At 63.3% G+C, this 18,426-nt stretch carries 16 protein-coding genes and 3 pseudogenes; 9 read left to right on the top strand and 10 right to left on the bottom strand.

The annotated features are described in order from the left end of the window. From RMO57_RS12010 to RMO57_RS12000, 3 genes and pseudogenes are all read right to left on the bottom strand, one after another. The coding region (locus tag RMO57_RS12010; protein WP_310386905.1) for an NUDIX hydrolase at positions 1 to 341 on the bottom strand (341 nt) is incomplete at its 3' end. Positions 342 to 359: 18 nt separating this feature from the next. Continuing rightward, on the bottom strand, positions 360 to 662 hold the full coding sequence (locus RMO57_RS12005) for a DUF2818 family protein (RefSeq protein WP_310386904.1): 303 nt from the start codon (positions 660 to 662) through the stop codon (positions 360 to 362). Positions 663 to 671: 9 nt separating this feature from the next. After that, positions 672 to 854 (bottom strand): annotated as a pseudogene (locus RMO57_RS12000) (NADH:ubiquinone oxidoreductase subunit N); the annotation flags it as partial. 44 nt (positions 855 to 898) lie between these two features. Here RMO57_RS12000 and RMO57_RS11995 point away from each other — a divergent pair. After that, positions 899 to 2,779: a hypothetical protein gene (locus RMO57_RS11995; protein WP_310386903.1), complete on the top strand. Its 1,881-nt coding sequence runs from the start codon at positions 899 to 901 to the stop codon at positions 2,777 to 2,779. Positions 2,780 to 2,841: 62 nt separating this feature from the next. Then, positions 2,842 to 4,204: pseudogene (locus tag RMO57_RS11990) on the top strand (IS701 family transposase). Between the two features lie 53 nt (positions 4,205 to 4,257). On the opposite strand, the gene RMO57_RS11985 reads toward RMO57_RS11990, so the two are convergent. Genes RMO57_RS11985 through RMO57_RS11975 form a run of 3 tightly spaced genes read right to left on the bottom strand, consistent with a single transcriptional unit; the run spans position 4,258 to position 6,218 of the window. After that, positions 4,258 to 5,388, bottom strand: coding sequence for an acyl-CoA dehydrogenase family protein (locus RMO57_RS11985; RefSeq protein WP_310386902.1), 1,131 nt, complete (start codon positions 5,386 to 5,388; stop codon positions 4,258 to 4,260). A gap of 15 nt (positions 5,389 to 5,403) precedes the next feature. After that, a complete protein-coding gene (locus tag RMO57_RS11980) occupies positions 5,404 to 6,072 on the bottom strand; it encodes an SDR family oxidoreductase (RefSeq protein WP_310386900.1) in 669 nt (222 codons plus the stop codon). Continuing rightward, positions 6,057 to 6,218 (bottom strand): hypothetical protein, encoded by a 162-nt coding sequence (locus RMO57_RS11975; protein ID WP_310386899.1) that lies wholly within the window; start codon positions 6,216 to 6,218, stop codon positions 6,057 to 6,059. Before RMO57_RS11975 ends, RMO57_RS11980 begins: the two co-directional genes overlap by 16 nt. A gap of 357 nt (positions 6,219 to 6,575) precedes the next feature. Here RMO57_RS11975 and RMO57_RS11970 point away from each other — a divergent pair, with 357 nt between their 5' ends. The 5 genes from RMO57_RS11970 to RMO57_RS22005 are packed head-to-tail and all read left to right on the top strand — an operon-like array spanning position 6,576 to position 14,021. Then, positions 6,576 to 7,700, top strand: coding sequence for a hypothetical protein (locus RMO57_RS11970; RefSeq protein ID WP_310386897.1), 1,125 nt, complete (start codon positions 6,576 to 6,578; stop codon positions 7,698 to 7,700). Positions 7,701 to 7,711: 11 nt separating this feature from the next. Further along, positions 7,712 to 8,719 (top strand): hypothetical protein, encoded by a 1,008-nt coding sequence (locus tag RMO57_RS11965; RefSeq protein ID WP_310386895.1) that lies wholly within the window; start codon positions 7,712 to 7,714, stop codon positions 8,717 to 8,719. A gap of 25 nt (positions 8,720 to 8,744) precedes the next feature. Continuing rightward, complete coding sequence (locus tag RMO57_RS11960; protein ID WP_310386893.1) at positions 8,745 to 11,690, top strand: caspase family protein; 2,946 nt, start codon at positions 8,745 to 8,747, stop codon at positions 11,688 to 11,690. Then, on the top strand, positions 11,687 to 13,612 hold the full coding sequence (locus RMO57_RS11955; protein WP_310386892.1) for a hypothetical protein: 1,926 nt from the start codon (positions 11,687 to 11,689) through the stop codon (positions 13,610 to 13,612). The genes RMO57_RS11960 and RMO57_RS11955 overlap by 4 nt, the downstream gene beginning before the upstream one ends. After that, positions 13,599 to 14,021 carry a PEP-CTERM sorting domain-containing protein gene (locus RMO57_RS22005; protein WP_414896414.1) on the top strand — a complete coding sequence of 141 codons (423 nt, stop codon included), beginning with the start codon at positions 13,599 to 13,601 and terminating at the stop codon, positions 14,019 to 14,021. Before RMO57_RS11955 ends, RMO57_RS22005 begins: the two co-directional genes overlap by 14 nt. Positions 14,022 to 14,155: 134 nt before the next feature. On the opposite strand, the gene RMO57_RS11950 is transcribed toward RMO57_RS22005, so the two are convergent. After that, the gene (locus RMO57_RS11950) at positions 14,156 to 14,638 is read right to left on the bottom strand and encodes an Lrp/AsnC family transcriptional regulator (RefSeq protein WP_310386890.1); all 483 of its coding nucleotides are present in this window, start codon (positions 14,636 to 14,638) and stop codon (positions 14,156 to 14,158) included. Between the two features lie 123 nt (positions 14,639 to 14,761). Here RMO57_RS11950 and hppD point away from each other — a divergent pair, with 123 nt between their 5' ends. Next, on the top strand, positions 14,762 to 15,892 hold the full coding sequence (hppD, locus tag RMO57_RS11945) for a 4-hydroxyphenylpyruvate dioxygenase (RefSeq protein ID WP_310386888.1): 1,131 nt from the start codon (positions 14,762 to 14,764) through the stop codon (positions 15,890 to 15,892). Positions 15,893 to 15,937: 45 nt separating this feature from the next. On the opposite strand, the gene RMO57_RS11940 is transcribed toward hppD, so the two are convergent. Next, positions 15,938 to 16,846: an alpha/beta fold hydrolase gene (locus RMO57_RS11940; protein ID WP_310386886.1), complete on the bottom strand. Its 909-nt coding sequence runs from the start codon at positions 16,844 to 16,846 to the stop codon at positions 15,938 to 15,940. A gap of 56 nt (positions 16,847 to 16,902) precedes the next feature. On the opposite strand from RMO57_RS11940, the gene RMO57_RS11935 reads away from it, so the two are divergent. Then, positions 16,903 to 17,643 carry an FFLEELY motif protein gene (locus tag RMO57_RS11935; RefSeq protein ID WP_310386884.1) on the top strand — a complete coding sequence of 247 codons (741 nt, stop codon included), beginning with the start codon at positions 16,903 to 16,905 and terminating at the stop codon, positions 17,641 to 17,643. 10 nt (positions 17,644 to 17,653) lie between these two features. On the opposite strand, the gene RMO57_RS11930 is transcribed toward RMO57_RS11935, so the two are convergent. Together RMO57_RS11930 and RMO57_RS11925 are read right to left on the bottom strand one after the other, a co-directional pair. Then, on the bottom strand, positions 17,654 to 17,788 hold the full coding sequence (locus tag RMO57_RS11930; protein WP_310386907.1) for a hypothetical protein: 135 nt from the start codon (positions 17,786 to 17,788) through the stop codon (positions 17,654 to 17,656). A gap of 247 nt (positions 17,789 to 18,035) precedes the next feature. Further along, positions 18,036 to 18,353, bottom strand: a pseudogene (locus tag RMO57_RS11925) (lipoyl synthase); the annotation flags it as partial. Positions 18,354 to 18,426 lie beyond the last annotated feature (73 nt).

Raw genomic sequence — 18,426 nt, 5'->3', positions numbered from 1 at the left:
GGATGCAGTACCCCGGCCTTGGCCCACTCGCGTGCGGTGTAGCCAGTTTCTTCCAGCAACTCCCGCTGCGCGCAGACCAAGGACGGCTCACCCGGATCAAGCTTGCCGGCGGGAAATTCAATCATCACCGCCCGCACCGGATAACGGAACTGCCGCTCGAGCACCAGTTGCCCATCATCGAGTTGAGCCACGATCATGACCGCGCCGGGATGGATCACGTACTCACGGGACGCCTCGCTGCCGTCGGGCAGTCGCACCATGTCGCGGTGAACATCAAGAAAATGCCCATTCAGCAGTTGCTCGGAGCGAATCCGGTTTTCGATCAGATGTGAATCAGACATGGCACGCACAGCGCCTTTTCAGGAACGCTTCCTGAACAGATAACGATAAATAAAACCGGGGAACGCGAACGTGACAAACAGTGTGCCGGTAATCGCGTAGAACTCCCAGCCCTGTGGCGCGATCTGCCCACTGCGCTGCTCAAGATACAGCCCCAACGCGCCGACCACGAAATAGCCGGCGACCAGTTCAGCGAGGCGCACAGCCAGGTTTTTAGGCGTCTTGAGCGCGTAAACCGCGAACAGGCGGTTGCTGATGAACGGCAGATTGGCCACCAGCAAGGCGGCCATCACAACCAGCCAGACGGAAGCGGTTTGACTCATGAAGAATCGTTAACTTCCGAGCGACTTCACGATGCTGCTGATGGACTGCGAACACAGGGTCATCAAACCGCCAGGAAGCAGCCCCAGAATGAGAATGAGTGCGCCGTTGATGGCCAGCACCGCACGAGCGTCCGCGGGGGCCGAAATGGGCCCGGCATTGTGGCTGGCGGGGGCGTCGAAATACATGACCCTCGCCCTCGCCAGCACCCTCGCCCGCGCCCTCGCCGACGGCTCCGGTGACGGGCAGTTATCTTCTACTCGAAAGCGAAACTGGTGACTTTGTGGGGCAAGGCCGCAAATATGCGTACAACCTGAGCAATGCCCGGATGACCTTGACCGCGAAGGGTCGCAATCTCCGATTCAGCATACAGGGAGATGAGCGATGGTCTGGCCAGTTCGATCTGCCCGGTGCCGGGACAACGGTTAGCGTGGGGCGACACGAAGGGCTGCGGGCGTTCAATCTGGTCGAGGCGATCAAGGGCGGCATCTCCTGGTCCGGCGAGGGCCGCGGCTGCGAATCCGAGGGCGATTTGGAGATTCTTAGCGTGCGCTACAGCAGCGGCAATTTGGCGGCATTGGATCTGCGCTTCACGCATCGTTGCGAGCGCGCCGCCCAGGCCCTACACGGCACGCTGCACTGGGAAGCCGAGGACACGACCGCCCCGCCGGGTCCGGTGACACCTCCGGCAGGCCTCTGGACCCCGGCGGCCGGCAGTACGCCCACCAGCGGAAACTACGTCTACACCTACGCCGAGATCACGAACCGCAGCGCCCTCGCCACCTCGGCCAATGCCATTCTTCAGGTGAGCGAGTCGGGCGGGCGCCTGACCGTCAAGGTGTCGGGGGACGAATCGCCTGGCGGGAACTTTGTGGTCATGAGCAGTCTGAGCCGGATGCAAGCAGGCCACTATGCCAATCTGCATTCATACCCCTTCCACAACCCGGCCAAGGGCGGTATGAGCTGGACGGGGTATGCGGCTAACTGCAACCAGCTGCTGGGTTGGTTTTCGGTGGACGGTATCAGCTATGCCACAGATGGCAGTCTTTTTTCGATCGAGCTGAGATTCGAGCAAACCTGCGAAGGGGAGACGCTGCCGCTGCGCGGAAAGATTCGCTGGCGCTCAGACGAGGTCGTGCCGGTCACCAAGCCCGTGACACCCGTGCCTGCCGGTCTATGGGAGCCACCGGCGACAGCGCTGCCGGCCAGTGGCAACTATGTCTATCTGCAAAGCGAAACAGGGGACTCGCTGGGCAGGGGGTCTAGCTACCTGCACACAGGCAGCAATGCTGTGTGGTCAATCAGCGAGTACCAAGGGAACTTCGGCCTCAACATCCGTGGCGATCAGGCTTGGCAAGGGGAATTCCGGGCCATGCATACGCTGACCCAGTTGCAGCCGGGTTTCTACCCGGATCTGCGAGCGTCGCCTTTCCACAACCCGCTGCGGGGGGCGCTGAACTGGAACGGAGACTATGGCAACTGTGTATCCTCGGAGGGCTGGTTCGTGGTGGAGGACGTCCGCTATGTCGAGGGCGTTCTGAAGGCCATCACCCTGCGCTTTGAAGTGCGTTGCGCCGGTGCGGCGGCGGCCCTGAACGGCAAAGTCCGCTGGCGGGCGGAAGATGTTCAGATCCCTTCGGGGCCGATTCATCCCGCGCCCGCCGGACTCTGGTCGCCCCCTGTTCAAGTGCGCCCCGCCAGCGGAAACTACGTCTACCTAGAAAGCGATCCGGGCGACTACGTGGGCCAAGGCATCAATCTCTTGCTGCTTGCGCCTGCGACCGAATTGCAGGTGACTGGTGACGGGGCGCGCGTCCAGGTGAGTGCGCACACCGCAGCCCATTGGAACGGTCAGTTCCAAGCCATGAACTCACTTGATCGTCTGGCGCCTGGCTACTACGGCAACCTGCTGGGCTACGGCGATCACAACCCGGCGCTGGGCGGACTGATCTGGCATGGCGCAGGACGAGCATGCGGACAGCTGACAGGCTGGTTCGTCATCGACACCGTGCGTTATATCGATGCTCGCATCGTGGCTCTGGATCTGCGATTCGAACAGCATTGCGCAGGCGCAAGCGCCGCGCTACGGGGAGAGGTTCACTGGCAGGCCTCGCCCTAGCCTTACTGTGTTATCAAAATCAAGGCATTATGTGTACTTCTTCAAGCAAGAGGTGAACCTTGATGGAAGAGCTTCGCGAGTTTGAACGCTACATGGCGCACTTGAGTGATGGCCTGGGTCATGTAGACCGGCACGCCGGTCTGCGCGGATATTGCACCGGGCTGATGGCACCGCTGAAGCGCAAGAGTGTGGAGCCGATGGCGTCGCATTTGGCACCGATGTCCACCCGCTCGCGACACCAGTCGCTGCACCACTTCGTGGCCGACTCGGCCTGGTCTGACGAGCAGATGCTGCTGCGTGTCGCGCAGTGGGTCGTGCCGGCGATGGACTTCTCGGGTGGCGGCTGGTGGATCGTGGACGACACCGGTTTTCCCAAGCAAGGCACGCACTCGGTCGGCGTGGCCCGGCAGTACTGCGGCATGTTGGGCAAGCAGGATAACTGTCAAGTTGCGGTGAGTGTGACGCTGGCCTGCGAGGCGGGCAGCCTGCCGGTGGCTTGGCGGCTGTACCTGCCCAAGGAATGGGCCGACGACCTGCCGCGCTGCAAAAGTGCCGGTGTGCCGCAGGACATCGAGTTCGCCACCAAGCCGGCGATAGCGCTGGCACAGCTCGCGCAGCTGATCGAGCAAGGCGCGCCCAAGCACTGCTTGTTGGCCGACGCGGGCTACGGCGTGGACACGGCGTTTCGAGAGGGTTTGAGCGAGTTGGGCCTGAGTTATGTGGTGGGCGTGACGGGTCAGGTGACGGTGTGGCCGCCCGGGCGTGCGCCGCTGCCGCCGGCGACCTACAGTGGGCGTGGTGCCGTGCCCACGCGCCAGCGATTGGGGGCGGCCGAGCACCAGCGTCCGCAGGCGATCAAGGAAGTGGCGTTCGACTTGGCGGCGTCGCAGTGGCATGACGTGGAGTGGCGCGAAGGCAGCAACTTCACTTTGCGCTCCCGCTTTGCACGGGTTCGTGTGCGGGCGGCCCATCGGGAGCAGGAGCGCACGCAACAGCGGGGCGAAGAGTGGCTTCTCATCGAGTGGCCCGAAGGCCACAAAGAGCCGATGAAGTACTGGCTGTCCACGCTGGATCAGGACGTGCCGCTGGAGCGCATGGTGTTCGAGGCCAAGATGCGCTGGCGTATTGAGCGCGACTACCAAGACCTCAAGCAAGAGGTGGGGCTGGGGCAGTTTGAGGGCCGAGGCTGGCGGGGTTTCCATCACCACGCCAGCCTGAGCATCGCGGCCTACGGCTTCTTGATGGCGCAGCAACTCCGACACCCTGAAGGCGGTGGTAAAAAAAACTCTGCACGATTCGAAGAACCTGCCCTACCCACGCATTACAAGCCTCGAGGCAGCCCTGCGCACGCAGCGCGTGCGTCTCATCATCCATCACGACTTTGCGGCTGCTTATCGCCGCAGCCTTGCTGCAGGCGCTACCTAGATGTCCATGTTGCCTGCGTATCAACGCAAGGCCGCGCTTATGACACAGTAAGACTAGGCGAGGGCCCGCCCGATCAAGATCTTCTGCACCTCGGACGTACCCTCGTAGATCTGACAGACCCGCACGTCGCGGTAGATGCGCTCGACGGGGAAGTCGCTGACATAACCGTAACCGCCATGGACCTGGATCGCGTCCGAACAGACGCGCTCGGCCATCTCGCTGGCAAACAGCTTGGCCATCGCCGCTTCTTTCAGGCAGGGCTTGCCGGCGTCCTTCAGACTGGCCGCGTGATGAATCAACTGGCGCGCGGCTTCGATCTGCGTCGCCATATCGGCCAGTTTGAAGTTGATCGCCTGGTGATTGAAGATGGGCTGGCCGAAGGACTCGCGCTGCTTGGCATAGCCGAGCGCCGCCTCGAACGCGGCCCGCGCCATGCCGACTGCCTGAGACGCGATGCCGATACGGCCGCCTTCCAGGCCGGCCAATGCAATCTTCAGACCCTGGCCTTCTTCACCGAGGCGGTTGGCGGCGGGAATGCGGCAGTTCTCAAACCGGATCTGGGCGGTGTCGCTGGCGTGCTGACCCATCTTGTCTTCGATCCGGTCGATCTCGTAGCCGGGCGTGTTGGTCGGCACCAAGAAGGCGCTGATGCCCTTCTTGCCGGCAGCCTTGTCGGTCACCGCCATGACAATCGCCACATCGCCATTCTTGCCGCTGGTGATGAACTGCTTGACGCCCTGAATCACGTACTCATCGCCATCTCTGACCGCCGTGGTACGCAGGCCGCCGGCTTCGGAGCCGACATGCGGCTCGGTTAAGCAGAACGCGCCGAGCATGGCGCCGCGCGCCAGCGGTTTGAGGAAATTCTGCTTTTGATCCTCGTTGCCGAAGCCCATCAGGATCGAACAACATGGGCAGTTATTCACACTGACCACGGTCGAGGTCGCGCCGTCGCCGGCGGCGATTTCTTCCAGGATGATGGCCAGCGCCAGATAGTCCAAACCGGCGCCGTCGTACTCGGTCGGCACGGCCACGCCGTAGCAGCCTAAAGCGGCCAAACCCTGCAACTCGGCGGCAGGAAAATGGTGGGTCTTGTCCCATTGGGCGGCCTTGGGCGCGATCTCGGCTTGCACAAATGCGCGTACCGCGTCTTGCACGGCCAGGTGGTCTTCACTCAGTAACATGATGGTCTTGTCTCGTCACCAGGCCAGGGTTTGGCCGTCGTAATTGAAAAAGCCGCCGTTGTCGGCCAGCGTCAGACCGGCAAGCACGCCACGCATGCCGGCTACGCTGGTTTGCACATCAATGTCAGCGCCCTCGCCGCCCATCTCGGTGCGCACCCAGCCGGGGTGCAGGCTGACGCAGATGGCGCGCTCGCGCAGGGCGATGGACGCATCCTTCAGCACCGAATTGGCCGCCGCCTTGGAGGCGCGGTAAAGCCAGCCGCTGCTATTCTCACGCAGAGTCATCGAGCCCATGCGCGAGGACAGCAGCCCCAGCTTGGCGCCGGGCGCTAAGGCGTCGACCAACTGTGGCAACACCCGCATCGGCCCCAGCACATTGGCATGCATGACGGCGTTGAAGTCAGCCTCGGTGGGGGTTTGCAGGCCAACGCTGCGCGGGCCGAACACGCCTGCCACATAGAGCACCTGGTTGAACTGGGTGCCGTCGATCTGCCAGGCCAGGCCGGAGGCGCCGGCGGTGTCGCTGACGTCAAGCTTGAGCGCCGTCGCGCCCTCGGCCCGCAACAGCGCCAGGCCGGCCTCGCTGCGCGCCGTGGCCACAACCTGCGCACCGGCGGCGCGGTACTGGCGCACGAACTCCAGGCCGATGCCGCGCGAGGCGCCGATGATCAAAATAGTGGCCATAGATTGAGCTTGGAAGCGTAAAAATCGATGGCGCGATTCTGCATCAGCCTGTCGACGGGCGGGCTCGGATTGCCGCCGTAGTTGACGATGGCGCTGAACGTGATGCTGATGCATCGCGCCGATGAGGCGTCGAGCAGCATGGCCACGCCGGCCTCGATGGCATTGGCCAGATAGCGCCCGCCGCCCGCCGCCCGGTGCCCGGTGCCTCGGCCGAGGGCAGATAGGCCTCGACATAGGGCACGGCAGCGGTCTGGATGATGCCGCTGCCGTCGCTGAAGGTGCTCCCGGCCTTGCCAGAGATTGCGGGTGGCAAACGAAGACGAGAACAGTTCTGCCTGGCTGGGGCCACGTCACTAAAACTCCCCAATCTGCACCGATCACACCCGGCGGTGCTTTGTGCAGACCCTTTGTGCAGACCACCCCTAATTCAACAGAGCTTTCGGCGTGAAGCCGCTCTGGCCTTCAGTTATGCTTTTCGCTTGGCGTACCGAGGATCGTCTGCCATGGCCATCAAACAAGCCCTGACCCTAGTACTGACAGCATCAGTCGCCTTGCTGTTGAGCGGGTGCGCTGGCGTCCCGAAACCGCAACTCCAGGGGTATGCGACAACCTACGATGAGGTCAAGGCAGCGGCGACCGCTGTGTATGAGGATGCCGCGCCGGCACTTGACGGGGCGCGCGGCATAACCCCTACATCGCTCGCGTTCCCTGTAACCCTTGGGCCGGGCAGCTTCGATCGAGAGGGTTGTGGTCGACTGATAGCGTCTGACGTCGATCTGCATATACGTTGCCAGGCTTTGTTCGCCCTCAAGAACTATAACCAAGCGCTCCTCGATCTCAGCAGCGGTAAGACGCTCAGCGAGCCCATGGCCTTGATCGATAACGTGGGCAAGAGCCTCGACACGATCTTGACTCTGGCGCCAGCCAGTGTTGCCGCCGCCCTGCCGGTCGCTGCGATCACTGCTGCGATTCCAGCACTAAAGGCGGTCGCAGGGGAGGCCTTGAAAGCGCAGGACCGCGCGGCCCTGTTGGCAAAACTCCTTGAGGGGGAACCCGCGATTCGTGCGTTCATCGGCGCGCTGAGAACAGACATCAACAATCTCTACGTTCTTCACCGAACGTTTGCATCTAACCAACTGGTCGAACTGACGCGTTCAATCAACAAGCAGCTGGGACTGATCGGCAGGAGTGTTGGGGGATTTTCGCCGCCTACCGACCCGGCGGTTGAGAGCCTGTATCTAGCTCTAGGGGAAAAATTCGAGCGGGTTTTTTCCAGCCCGGAGCCCGAGATCAAGTCAGTCTTTAGGGTGAAAAATCTTGTCTTCAAGGCTCCTGGTAGTGCCCCTGCCTTGGACACCGAATCGGTCAGGTTGATGGAAGTGACGTTGAGCAGCATGGCTGAGAACGTAACGCGCTTTAAAGCGGTCGGGACGCGGTACCAGGTAAGCGTGGCCGCACTGACACGCTTTGATGAAATGCTGACCACATTGGAGAAGTCCTTCAATGCGCTCATCAAGGCCTCACAGCAGGTGTTCGCTACTGGCGGCGGCACAGAGCAAGCGTTGCAAAGTTTGGCAGTTTTGAAAGATCAGGCGCGAGAAATTCGTCGCCTCCTTGACACCAAGTAACGAGGCGACACATGGCAAACGAACTCACACCTGAAGTCCAGGCCAAAATCGAGGCGCTCAGCAAACTTGGCATCGTGCAACTGTTGGCGATAAATCAAGACTTCAGGCATCCGGAAGTGGTGCAGCAGGCTGCTGGTGACCTAGCCCAAAAACTCTCCCAGGCATCCCTTCAAGCTGCGGCGGGTATGTTCGCGAATAACTCAGCGGCATTTGCAGGGCTGGTCACAGACTTTGTCAACCTCACCACCCTTGCCCGGCAACACCCCGGCGGAGACGCCGTCGCAACGCTCATCCCTGTCTTGCGTCAGCTCGGCGATGTACAGACCAGCTTGTCAGGCGTCTCGGATGAGATCGCGCCCAGTGCGGGCTCATCCGAGGCAGAACCTGAATCACCGGTGGCGCATGTCGCTGCGGCCGCTCACCTTCCAGCGCGGAACACCGCAAGCACCAGCACGCGTTTGAGTGAAATCGCCGGCGAGTACTTGGCCATGTTCGATGCCGCGGTCATCGCACCGGAGCACGTTGCCGAGGCTACCAAGCGGGCTCAGACCATAGCCTCGTTCAGGTCGACCTATGAGCCTCTCGGTAAAACGATGAACATCCCTTGGTTTTTCATAGGGCTTGTTCACGCTTTGGAAAGTAACAGCAACTTCTCCACTCACTTGCACAACGGTGACTCTTTGATGCATAGGACCACCCATGTGCCTGCGGGTCGCCCCAAGGCAGAGGTTGCCGATCCTCCATTTGCGTGGGTCACCAGCGCAAGAGACGCACTCACGATGTTGGGGTTCAACACCCAGGCCGACTGGTCAAGGGCCGCAATCCTGTACCGACTTGAGCGATACAACGGATTCGGATACCGATTGCGGGGCCTCGCAAGCCCATATCTATGGAGTTTTTCTGACCGCTACGTTTGCGGCAAGTTCGTCAAAGACGGTGTTTTCGTCGAAGACGCAGTGTCCAAGCAGTGCGGTGCCGCCGTTGCCCTCAAGCGGCTGATCGACTTAAACCTGATCTGATTGCCGCTCACCCGATAGGTTCACCATGCCGACACCCACTTTCCAGCGCCTGGACTTGGCGCAGTTCGAAGCTCTGCTGAACAAGTTCCCGTTCACCCGCAAGGTGAATGCCGTGCACATGCACCATACATGGCGGCCTCGGCGAATCGACTTTCGCGGTCACGACACCATTGTGAGCATGTGGCGCCACCATACGCAGGTGAACGGCTGGAGCAACATCGCCCAGCACCTCACCATCGACCCGGACGGCTTCGTCTGGCTGGGCCGCAATTGGAACGTGGCGCCGGCCAGCGCCGCTGGGCATAACGGCAGCAGTGCCGCGGGGCCCTTCATGTTCGAGATGGTGGGCGACTTCGACACCGGCCGCGAACCCTTCAACGGCGCGCAGAAGGAGGCGGCGCTGCGGGTCGTCGCGCTCGTGCAGCGGCGCTTCGGCCTGCGCCCAGCCACGCTGCGCTTTCACAACATGATGTCGAGCAAGACCTGCCCTGGCTCCGGCATCGACTACGACGCGACGCTGGACGCCGTTGAGCAGCTTCACGCTCAGTTGGACACCGCCAGTACACCGGGTGGCGCACGCGGTCTCGCGGCGCTGTCCCCGTTCCCCGATGAGCAGGACCTCGTGCTGCGCCAGGCCATCGAGGCGCTCACGCGCTTGACGGACGCGCAGGGCGAGCGCGGCGACGTGGAGCAAGACCACAGCGAGGACGAGTGTCGCGATTGCCAGGATTCGCCCTCGGCAGCGACAGCAACGACAGCAACGTCGGCTGCACGTGGCGGCTCTGGGCTGGACGCGGCCACGCTCGCTGCCATGCGGCCGCACCTGGTGAACCTGCGCTCCGGCGTGTTCTCGGCCGACGGTGAGTTCAAGTCGACGCCGCAGGACGTGGACGCCATCTTCGAGCAGCACCTGCCACGCGCCCTTGCCGCGCTGCCCAACGGGGGCAAGCTGCAGTTGTTGTTCTACGCTCACGGCGGCCTCGTCTCCGAAGCCAACGGTCTGCGCGGCGCGCACCGCCACATCGGCTGGTGGGGCAAGAACGCGGTCTACCCGATCTACTTCATTTGGGAGACGAGCTTTTTCGAGACCATCGGGCAGCTGTTGTCACGCGCGCGCGGCGGCACTCGCGCCGCCACGCGCGATCTCGCCGACTACACGACCGATCCGCTGATCGAGACCGCCGCGCGCGTGCTGCAGGGCCCGCGCATCTGGGGTGGCATGAAATGGAGCGCCGAGCGCGCCTCGCAGCCCGGCGGCGCGGCAGACTACGTGGCGCAAAAGCTGAAAGCCTTCTGCGACAAGCACGCTGCAGCGGTGGAATTGCACGCAATTGGTCACAGCGCCGGGTCGATCTTCCACGCACACTTCCTGCCGGCTTGTCACGCGCTCGGTGTGCCGGTCTTCAAGACGCTGCAGTTGCTGGCGCCTGCGGTCCGCGTGGACACCTTCAAGCGGCAACTGCTTGCCGGCCTTGCCCAGGGCCAGATGGCCGCCAACGTCAGCGTATTCACAATGAACCGCGACTACGAACGAAGCGACGATTGCGCCCGCGTCTACCGAAAGTCCCTGCTCTATCTCATCTTTCATGCGCTGGAGGACGAGCGCCGCACGCCCATCCTCGGCCTGGAAGAATGCTTGCGCGGCGATGTCGAACTCAAAGCCTTCTTCGGCCTGGGCGGCAGCGCGGGCAAGGGGGAGGTCGTGTGGTCGAAGAGCCCGTCGGACACCGGCCGCTCGGCCAGCCGCTCCGCAACTCACGGTGGCTTCGACGATGATGCGCCGACGATGAACAGCGTTGCGCGCCGCCTGCTGGGCTTCGCCGATGCACATCCCATCGACAATTTCCCGGACGGCAGCCGCGCCGTGGAACGCGACTGGGTGGACGAAGTCGATTGGCCGGCGGACTGGCCAACCGGTCACGCCGTGGCAGCACTGCCCGCGCCGGCAGCGGCAGCCTGGGGCCCTGTGTCCACGGCTGCTGCGTGGTCGACGGCGGCTGCGGGTAAGGCCCCTCCCATTGCGCCCACGGGGGGCGGGCGTCGCATCGCGCTGTGCATGGGCGTGGATGCCTATCCGGACCCCCGCCATCGCCTTGCCGGCTGCACCAACGACGCCAAAGCCTGGGCCGGCGCACTTGCCGACTACGGCTTCGAGGTGCGCCTTCTGCTGGACGCGCAGGTCACGCGCGCCGCGATGGACAGCGAACTGCGCCGTCTGGTGATGCAGGCCCGCGCTGGCGACGTGATCGCGGTGCAGTACGCCGGCCACGGTACCCATGTGGACGACCTCGACGGCGACGAAGTCGATGGCCAGGACGAAGCGCTTTGCCCGGTGGACTTCGCGAGCGGCGCCCTCTACATCGACGACGACATCGCCGAGGTGCTCGCGCTGCTGCCCGAAGGCGTGAACCTCACCCTCTTCATGGACTGCTGTCACTCTGGCAGCAACACGCGCTTCGCCGTCGGCCTGCAGCCCGGCGCCGCCAGCCTGCCGGCAGACGCCAAAGCCCGCTACGTGGAGCCAGACGCTGCCCTGCAGCAGGCGCATGCGCGCTTTCGTGGCGGCGCGGGCTCCCGCGCCAGCCGCACCACCCACGCCGGCGGCCAAGAGCAGATGCGCCACGTCAAGTTCGCAGCCTGCAAGGACGCCGAGGTCGCGCTGGAAAGCGCCGGCAGCGGCGAGTTCACGCGCCGCGCACTGCGCGTGCTGCAACGCCCTCGTCAGGGCCTGAGCAACGACGGTTTCCTGCAGGCCGTGTTGGCTGAATTCGGCAGCGCGGCACGGCAGAATCCCCTGCTCGATTGTGCCAAGCCGGCGCGCGGCCAAGCGCTGCTGCAGCCGCTCGGGTACGTGGCCGCTGGTGCGGCGGGCGCGCGCGACCCGGAGTTTTCGTCGGATGCCGGCCTTGTGCCCGCCGTCGTCGCCCTGGCTGAAGCCGTGCAGTTGCTGAGCCGGAAACTTTCCTCGTGAGCGGAGGCGCGTCCAGCACTCAGCAGGCCGTGGCGGCGGACGCCGCCAGCCGCGACGAGCCTGGCACGGCGGAGCCCGGCGCTGAAGCCCCTGAGGTTGCCCCTACGCCACCAGGTGCGCCCTACCAACTGGGCAACGGCGTTCTGAGAGATTCGGTGCGGCCGCATGAGCGCCGTGCCAACGAGCCGATCTACCGGCCGCTGCGCATCTACACCGTCGACCCCTCGCACCACTGCCTCGAAGGTGCGGTCGCGACCGTCAACGTCGCCTACGAACCGCTGGAGGAAGGCCCGGTAGGCGCGCTGCTGAAGGTGGAGGATATCGATGCCGCCTCGGGCCACGCCAACCGCAAGGCGAATCTGGACGACCCCTTTGTACTGATGACCGACGGTTACGAGCCTTCGCCGTCGGACCCGCGCTTTCACCAGCAGATGGTCTATGCCGTCTGCAGCAACGTGTACTCCGCCTTCCGCACCGCGCTGGGCCGCACACCAGGCTGGAGCTTTGGCGGCGCCGCCGGGCCGGCGCGGCTGGTGATCCGACCGCATTTCGCGCCCGAGGCCAATGCGTATTACGAACGCGTTGGAGATTGTGGCGAGCTGCGCTTCGGCTACTACGCCGCCGACGATCACCCGACCGACCGCACCCTGCCCGGCGGAATCGTGTTCACTTGCCTGTCGCACGACATCGTCGTGCATGAGATGACCCACGCGCTGCTGGACGGCATGCGCGCGCACTTCATGGTGCCCACCAACCCGGACGTGACCGCTTTCCATGAGGCGTTCGCAGACATCGTCGCGGTGTTCCAGCATTTCAGCTATCCGGAGGTTGTGCGAGCCGCCATCCGCCAATGCCGCGGTGCCCTGAACCAGTCGGCGCTGCTTGGTGACATCGCGCGCCAATTCGGGCACACCACCAACAGCGCGGGCGCGCTGCGCACCGCCATCGACACCGGGCAGGCGCGTCGCTACCGAGCCGAGCTCGAACCGCATGAGCTCGGCAGCGTGTTGGTGAGTGCGGTCTTCGAAGCCTTCACCACCGTGTTCGACCGCAAGACGCAGGCCCTCGTACGGCTGGCCACGGGCGGTACCGGCGAGCTTCCTGCGGGTGAGCTGCCGCACGACCTGCAACAATTGCTGGCGGCGCGCGCTAGCAAACTCGCCAGCCAGTTCCTCGCCATCTGCATCCGCGCCATTGACTACTGCCCGCCCACCGGCATGATGTTCGGCGACTATCTTCGTGCCGTCATCACCGCCGACCATGACCTCGTGCCCGACGATCCATGGGACTACCGCGGCGCATTTATTGACGCGTTCTGGCGTCGCGGCATCTACCCGCGCACGGCGCAACACCTGTCCCAGGATGCACTGCGCTGGCGGGCGCCCCGCATGACCCTGATGCCTGTTCCTGGTCTTGACTTCGCCACTTTGAAGTTTCGCGGCGATCCGGCCCAAGCGGCTAGCGCCGACGAACTGTGCCGCCAGGCCGATGCTCTCGGCGCCTTCGTGACCCTGCCGGGCCATCTGGGTGAGTTCGGTCTGGTGGCCGCAGGCGATGCGCGCCTGGAATCCGGCGACACCGTCGAGCGGCCGGTGGTGCAATCCATTCGCTCGGCCCGCCGCGCCGGCCCAAGCGGCCAGGTTGTGTTCGACCTCGTGGCCGAGGTGACTCAGGCAATGCATGTGGCGCCCGGACCGGACGGGCCCGGCTTCACGCACTACGGGGGCTGCACCATCATCCTTTCACCCGAGGGCGAGGTGCGTTTCGTCGTGCTCAAAAGCCTGCTGGCCGACGGTCGCGTTGGCCGCCGCCGCGACTACCTGCTCAGCGAACTCGGCCAGCGCCACTGGCGGCTGCTCGGCAATCAGTTGGTGCCATTGGAAGGCGTTTTCCGCAGCATGCACGCCCATGGCCGCGGCTGACGCTGCGGGGTTTGGGAACGGCCCAGCTCTATGGCGGGTTGAGCAACGGCCGGCCGATGGCCGCGAACACCGCGAACACCGGCGCTGCCGGAGGCCGGTCAGCATCATCAATCTGTATGTGAACGCGCCGGATGTCGGTTCGGCGGGGCGTAGAAACCAAGCTGCAGGTGCTCAACCTGCGATGCATAGTCGCGCGGAAATTGCGCACGATCAAACTTGGGGTGGTTCTTTTGACAGATGCTCGTTTCGCTTGGCTAGTTTTGATTCGGTCATTGCGCCTGGGACTGTCTGGCATGCGCACTGGACTTGGCATGGTGTCAATCTGCCGATTCCAGAACCCTCAACCTTCCTGCTCATGCTGGCCGGGCTGGGGTTTGCAACGCTGGCGCGGCGTCGGCTTGTCGGGTGAAGGTGCCGGATTCTGGTCTCAGATTTGGTGCCGACCATTGGCTAGGAACCCCGGGCGGCTGAAAGCGGCGATAGCGAAAGGCGCCCTCGGCGAGGACAGTTTTTGCCGGATTTGCAGCCTCTTGAGCTAAACCATCAAACCGGCACCGCCGTGGTGTTCTTCAGGCGGTCCAACACAAAGCTGGTCTTGCAGTCCTGCACGCTGGGATGCTTGAGCAAGGTTTCAGTGATGAAGCGCGCGTAATGCGCCATGTCTTGCACCAGCACGCGCAGCAAATAGTCCATGTCGCCGGTCAGCGCCGCGCACTCGACCACCTCGGGCCAGGCCTGCACCGCCACGCGGAACAGCTCCATCGGGTTGCGCTGATGGCTTTCGGTGTGCTTTTCAAGCCGCACATTGATATAGGCGGTCAGCCCGAGCCCGACCTTTTCGGGCGGCACCAAGGCCACATAGGCCGAAATCGCCCCCGATTCCTCCAGCCGCCGCACCCGCCGCAGCACCGCCGAGGCCGACAAACTGACCTGCGCGGCCAACGCGTCATAGGTGACGCGGCCGTCCACCTGCAACGCCCTCAAAATGCGCCGATCAATCGTATCGAGCTGTACATCGTTTCTCATCTTTGAAATTCTCGCAGTATTCCTGCGCCAGACCGCAAGTTGGCGCCAGAGTTCGCATGAATCCTGCGCCGCCGACAACCTACAGTCTTGACCCATCGCAAGACTCTTTGTTGGAGACAAATCATGGCTTTCATTCCCTGGGACAACCCGATGGGCAGCGCCGGCTTCGAATTCATCGAATTCGCCGCCCCCGATCCGGCCGAGCTGGGCAAGCTCTTTTTGACCATGGGCTTCACCGCCGTGGCCAAGCACCGCCACAAAAACGTCACGCTGTACCGCCAAGGCGGCGTGAACTTCATCATCAACGCCGAGCTGGACTCGTTCGCGCAGCGCTTTGCGCGTCTGCATGGCCCGTCGATCTGCGCCATCGCCTTCCGCGTCGACGACGCCGCCTTCGCCTACAAGCGCGCGCTGGAGCTGGGCGCCTGGGGCTTTGACAACAAGGCCGGCCCGATGGAGCTGAACATCCCGGCCATCAAGGGCATTGGCGACTCGCTGATCTATTTTGTTGACCGCTGGCAAGGCAAGCATGGCGCGGCTGCCGGTGACATCGGCAATATCAGCATCTATGACGTCGACTTTGTGCCGCTGCTGGATGCGCAGGGTCAGCCGGTGCCGGCCAACCCGGTCGGCTTGGGGCTGACCTATATCGACCATCTGACGCATAACGTCTTCCGTGGTCGCATGAAGGAGTGGGCTGATTTCTACGAGCGCTTCTTCAATTTCCGTGAGGTGCGCTACTTCGACATCGAAGGCAAGCTGACCGGCCTGAAGAGCAAGGCGATGACCAGCCCCTGCGGCAATATTCGCATCCCGATCAATGAGAGCAGCGACGACAAAAGCCAAATCGCCGAGTACCTGGACATCTATCACGGCGAAGGCATTCAGCACGTGGCCATGGGCACCGATGATGTCTACGGCACGGTCGAGCGCATGCGCACTTGCGGCGTTGATTTCCAAGACACCATCAACACCTATTTCGATCTGATCGACAAGCGCCTGCCCGGCCACGGCGAGAACGTCGACGAGCTGCGCCGCCTGCGCATCTTGATCGACGGTGCCGCGCACTTGGACGCGCCTAACGAATTGCTGCTGCAGATCTTCACCAAAGAAGTGATCGGCCCGATCTTCTTCGAGATCATCCAGCGCAAGGGCAATGAAGGCTTCGGCGAAGGCAACTTCAAGGCGTTGTTCGAGAGCATCGAGCTGGACCAGATCCGCCGCGGCGTGCTGAAGGACGATTCGGTGGCCTAACGCCTAAAATACAAGCACTCTACAAAGCCCTGAGCGCAGCTCGCCTCAGGGCTTTTTTTCGGCCAGCCATTGCTGCAAATCGGCGAAGGCGCGGGGGTGGTCCAGCAAACCCATATGGCCGCTATGGGGCACCTCGATCTCGCGCGCCCCGGTCAAAACCGCCGTACGAACGGGGCAAACCACTTGGTCAAAATAGCTGAAATAACAGCTGAAGAGCGCGCGCAACTCAGGCGCCTCGCTGCGGGCAAGCTCGGCCAGCCAAGCATTGCCAATGCGCATTTGCCGCGCGTTGCGGGCCGGCGAGAAGCGCGCCATCAGCGTGCCTTGGTGAGGTGAGCCCAAGGTCATCACATGGGCCAGCCGCGGCGCGCCGCCGGGCCCGTCCCCATAACGCCGCAGCCAAGCGCGCACCGCTAAGCCCCCCATGCTGTGGGCCACAATCACCGGGGGCGGCCCGCCCAGGCGCAACAAGGCCTGTACGCCGGCCTCGATCTGCTCAGCGTAGGCATCAATCGAGCCAAATGCCGGCTCCAGCGTCAATGCCACAAACGGGGTCGATTGTTCGCCCAAGCGCTTCATCCAGCCGTTCCACAGGCCGCGATTGCAAGTAAACCCATGCACCAGCAATACCCCCCGCTCCCGGCAAGTGGCGGGCAAATAATCGGGGTAGCGCTGCGTGGCGAACGGCTGCTGCCAGGAAAAGACACGCTCGAAGGCTGACCATTCCCGCCACCACGCGCCGAGTAAGGCCCTTGTCGGCAAATGTGGGGCGCCTCGATTGACGCGCCGCAGCACCAGCAAGCCCAGCAAAATGAACAGCCCGCTGAAGCAAAAAATAGCCACCGCGGCCACCAAGCCCAGCCAGCCCTGCCCAGTTGCCCAGCCCCACAGCAGGCCGAGCAGGCTCAAGCTTATCTTGCAGGCCATCACTGCGCGTTGGATCTGTGCGTTCATCTGCTCAGTGTAGGGGCGGCACAATGGGGCCACTCAAGCCAGCCCGCTCGCCACCCATGGATTCAGCCCTTGCCGACCAGATCTTGCACCACCTCCATCAAGTCGATGAGCAGCGCGCGCTGCGTGATCAGCAGCCCGGCCTAGCGGCGCAAGTGCAGGCCCTCAAGCGCTATCAGCAACAGCGTTTCGCCAATACTTATGCGGATCTGTTGATGTCGGCCCGTTACCAAGGTGCTGCGCGGTTTTTTCTGCGGGAGCTTTATGGGCCCGGTGACTACACTCGCCGAGATGCGCAGTTCGCACGCGTTGTGCCGGCCTTGGTCAAGCTGTTTCCGGCCGAAGTCGTCGACACGGTCGCCCGGCTTGCTCGCCTGCACGCCATTTCTGAGCGCCTGGACACCTTGATGGCCGAACAGCTGCGCTCAACCCACATCGAAGCCCTGGCCTATTGGCGTGCTTGGCAAGCCTGCCAGCAGGCCGAACTGCGTCAACTGCAGATCACGTTGACAGTGGCAGTCGGCGAGTCACTTGAAAACCTCACCCGCAAACCCTTGCTAAGGCATGCACTGCGGATGATGCGCGGCCCAGCAACGGCCGCCGGGATGGGCGAGCTGCAAGCCTTTTTGGAGTCCGGCTTCGACACTTTCAGGGCCATGCATGGTGCCGCTGAATTTTTGACCACCGTGAAAGAGCGGGAGACCGAATTAGCCGCAGCGCTTTTTGCCACCAAGCGCCAAAGTAGCCATGCGCTCGGTAACGGTTTCGCCAGCGATGACCCGCTGACCAGCCTACCTTAGTGAACGACGGTCACTGCCGAGACTGCACCAGATGGGTGGCCCCGGCCGAAGCTTCTTGCTTGATGCCGGTATAGCCCAAAGCGGGAAGATTCACTTTGTCGACGAGTCGCTCACCGGCGCCGAGCAAGACCGGCGTTATGGCGATGTGAAGCTGATCGATTCGGTGGCGGTGAAGATACTGTTGGATGACATTGACGCCGCCGCCCGGGCACGCTCTAGCGCCTCGGCAATGCCGCCCGTCACAAAGTGGAAGGCCTTACCCCCTTGCATGACAAGGGATGCGTGTACGAACTGCTGCAGTCCTTGCCTGCCGACTTGAAAACCAAGCTACCCAGCATCGAGCAGATCGAAAACGAGTGCGGGATCGATGAGCGCCCGCAAGGCCAAGCAACTTAACCGCCCGCCACCACCCCATGCGCCTGCTGATCGGCGTGGTAGCTGGAGCGCACCATCGCGCCCACCGCCGCGTGGCTGAAGCCCATCTTGTAGGCCTCTTCCTCGAACATCTTGAAGGTGTCCGGGTGCACATAACGGCGCACCGGCAGGTGGTGGCCGCTCGGCGCCAGGTACTGGCCGATGGTCAGCATGTCGATGTTGTGGGCGCGCATATCGCGCATCACCTGCAGGATTTCTTCGTCGGTTTCGCCCAGGCCCACCATGATGCCGGACTTGGTTTTCACGTCCGGGTACATGGCCTTGAAATCTTTCAGCGCAGGCGACTTCATCATGGGCCGGACTCCGTGTGGAGTGATTCCGCCCAGTCGGCCGCGAGCTCGGCGAAGG

The sequence above is a fragment of the Roseateles sp. genome (assembly GCF_031397715.1).
GTDB lineage: Bacteria > Pseudomonadota > Gammaproteobacteria > Burkholderiales > Burkholderiaceae_C > Paucibacter_A.
Note: the sequence above shows the minus strand (reverse complement) of the source record. Positions and strands in the feature narration are given on the sequence as shown.

Bases quoted from the DNA above. Each gene is read 5' to 3' on its own strand.
- RMO57_RS22005 (WP_414896414.1), top strand. From the start codon at position 13,599: ATGGCCGCGGCTGACGCTGCGGGGTTTGGGAACGGCCCAGCTCTATGG.
- RMO57_RS11985 (WP_310386902.1), bottom strand. From the start codon at position 5,388: ATGTTACTGAGTGAAGACCACCTGGCCGTGCAAGACGCGGTACGCGCA.
- RMO57_RS11960 (WP_310386893.1), top strand. From the start codon at position 8,745: ATGCCGACACCCACTTTCCAGCGCCTGGACTTGGCGCAGTTCGAAGCT.
- RMO57_RS11950 (WP_310386890.1), bottom strand. From the start codon at position 14,638: ATGAGAAACGATGTACAGCTCGATACGATTGATCGGCGCATTTTGAGG.
- RMO57_RS12005 (WP_310386904.1), bottom strand. From the start codon at position 662: ATGAGTCAAACCGCTTCCGTCTGGCTGGTTGTGATGGCCGCCTTGCTG.
- RMO57_RS11980 (WP_310386900.1), bottom strand. From the start codon at position 6,072: ATGGCCACTATTTTGATCATCGGCGCCTCGCGCGGCATCGGCCTGGAG.
- RMO57_RS11935 (WP_310386884.1), top strand. From the start codon at position 16,903: ATGGATTCAGCCCTTGCCGACCAGATCTTGCACCACCTCCATCAAGTC.
- RMO57_RS11940 (WP_310386886.1), bottom strand. From the start codon at position 16,846: ATGAACGCACAGATCCAACGCGCAGTGATGGCCTGCAAGATAAGCTTG.
- hppD (WP_310386888.1), top strand. From the start codon at position 14,762: ATGGCTTTCATTCCCTGGGACAACCCGATGGGCAGCGCCGGCTTCGAA.
- RMO57_RS11970 (WP_310386897.1), top strand. From the start codon at position 6,576: ATGGCCATCAAACAAGCCCTGACCCTAGTACTGACAGCATCAGTCGCC.
- RMO57_RS11965 (WP_310386895.1), top strand. From the start codon at position 7,712: ATGGCAAACGAACTCACACCTGAAGTCCAGGCCAAAATCGAGGCGCTC.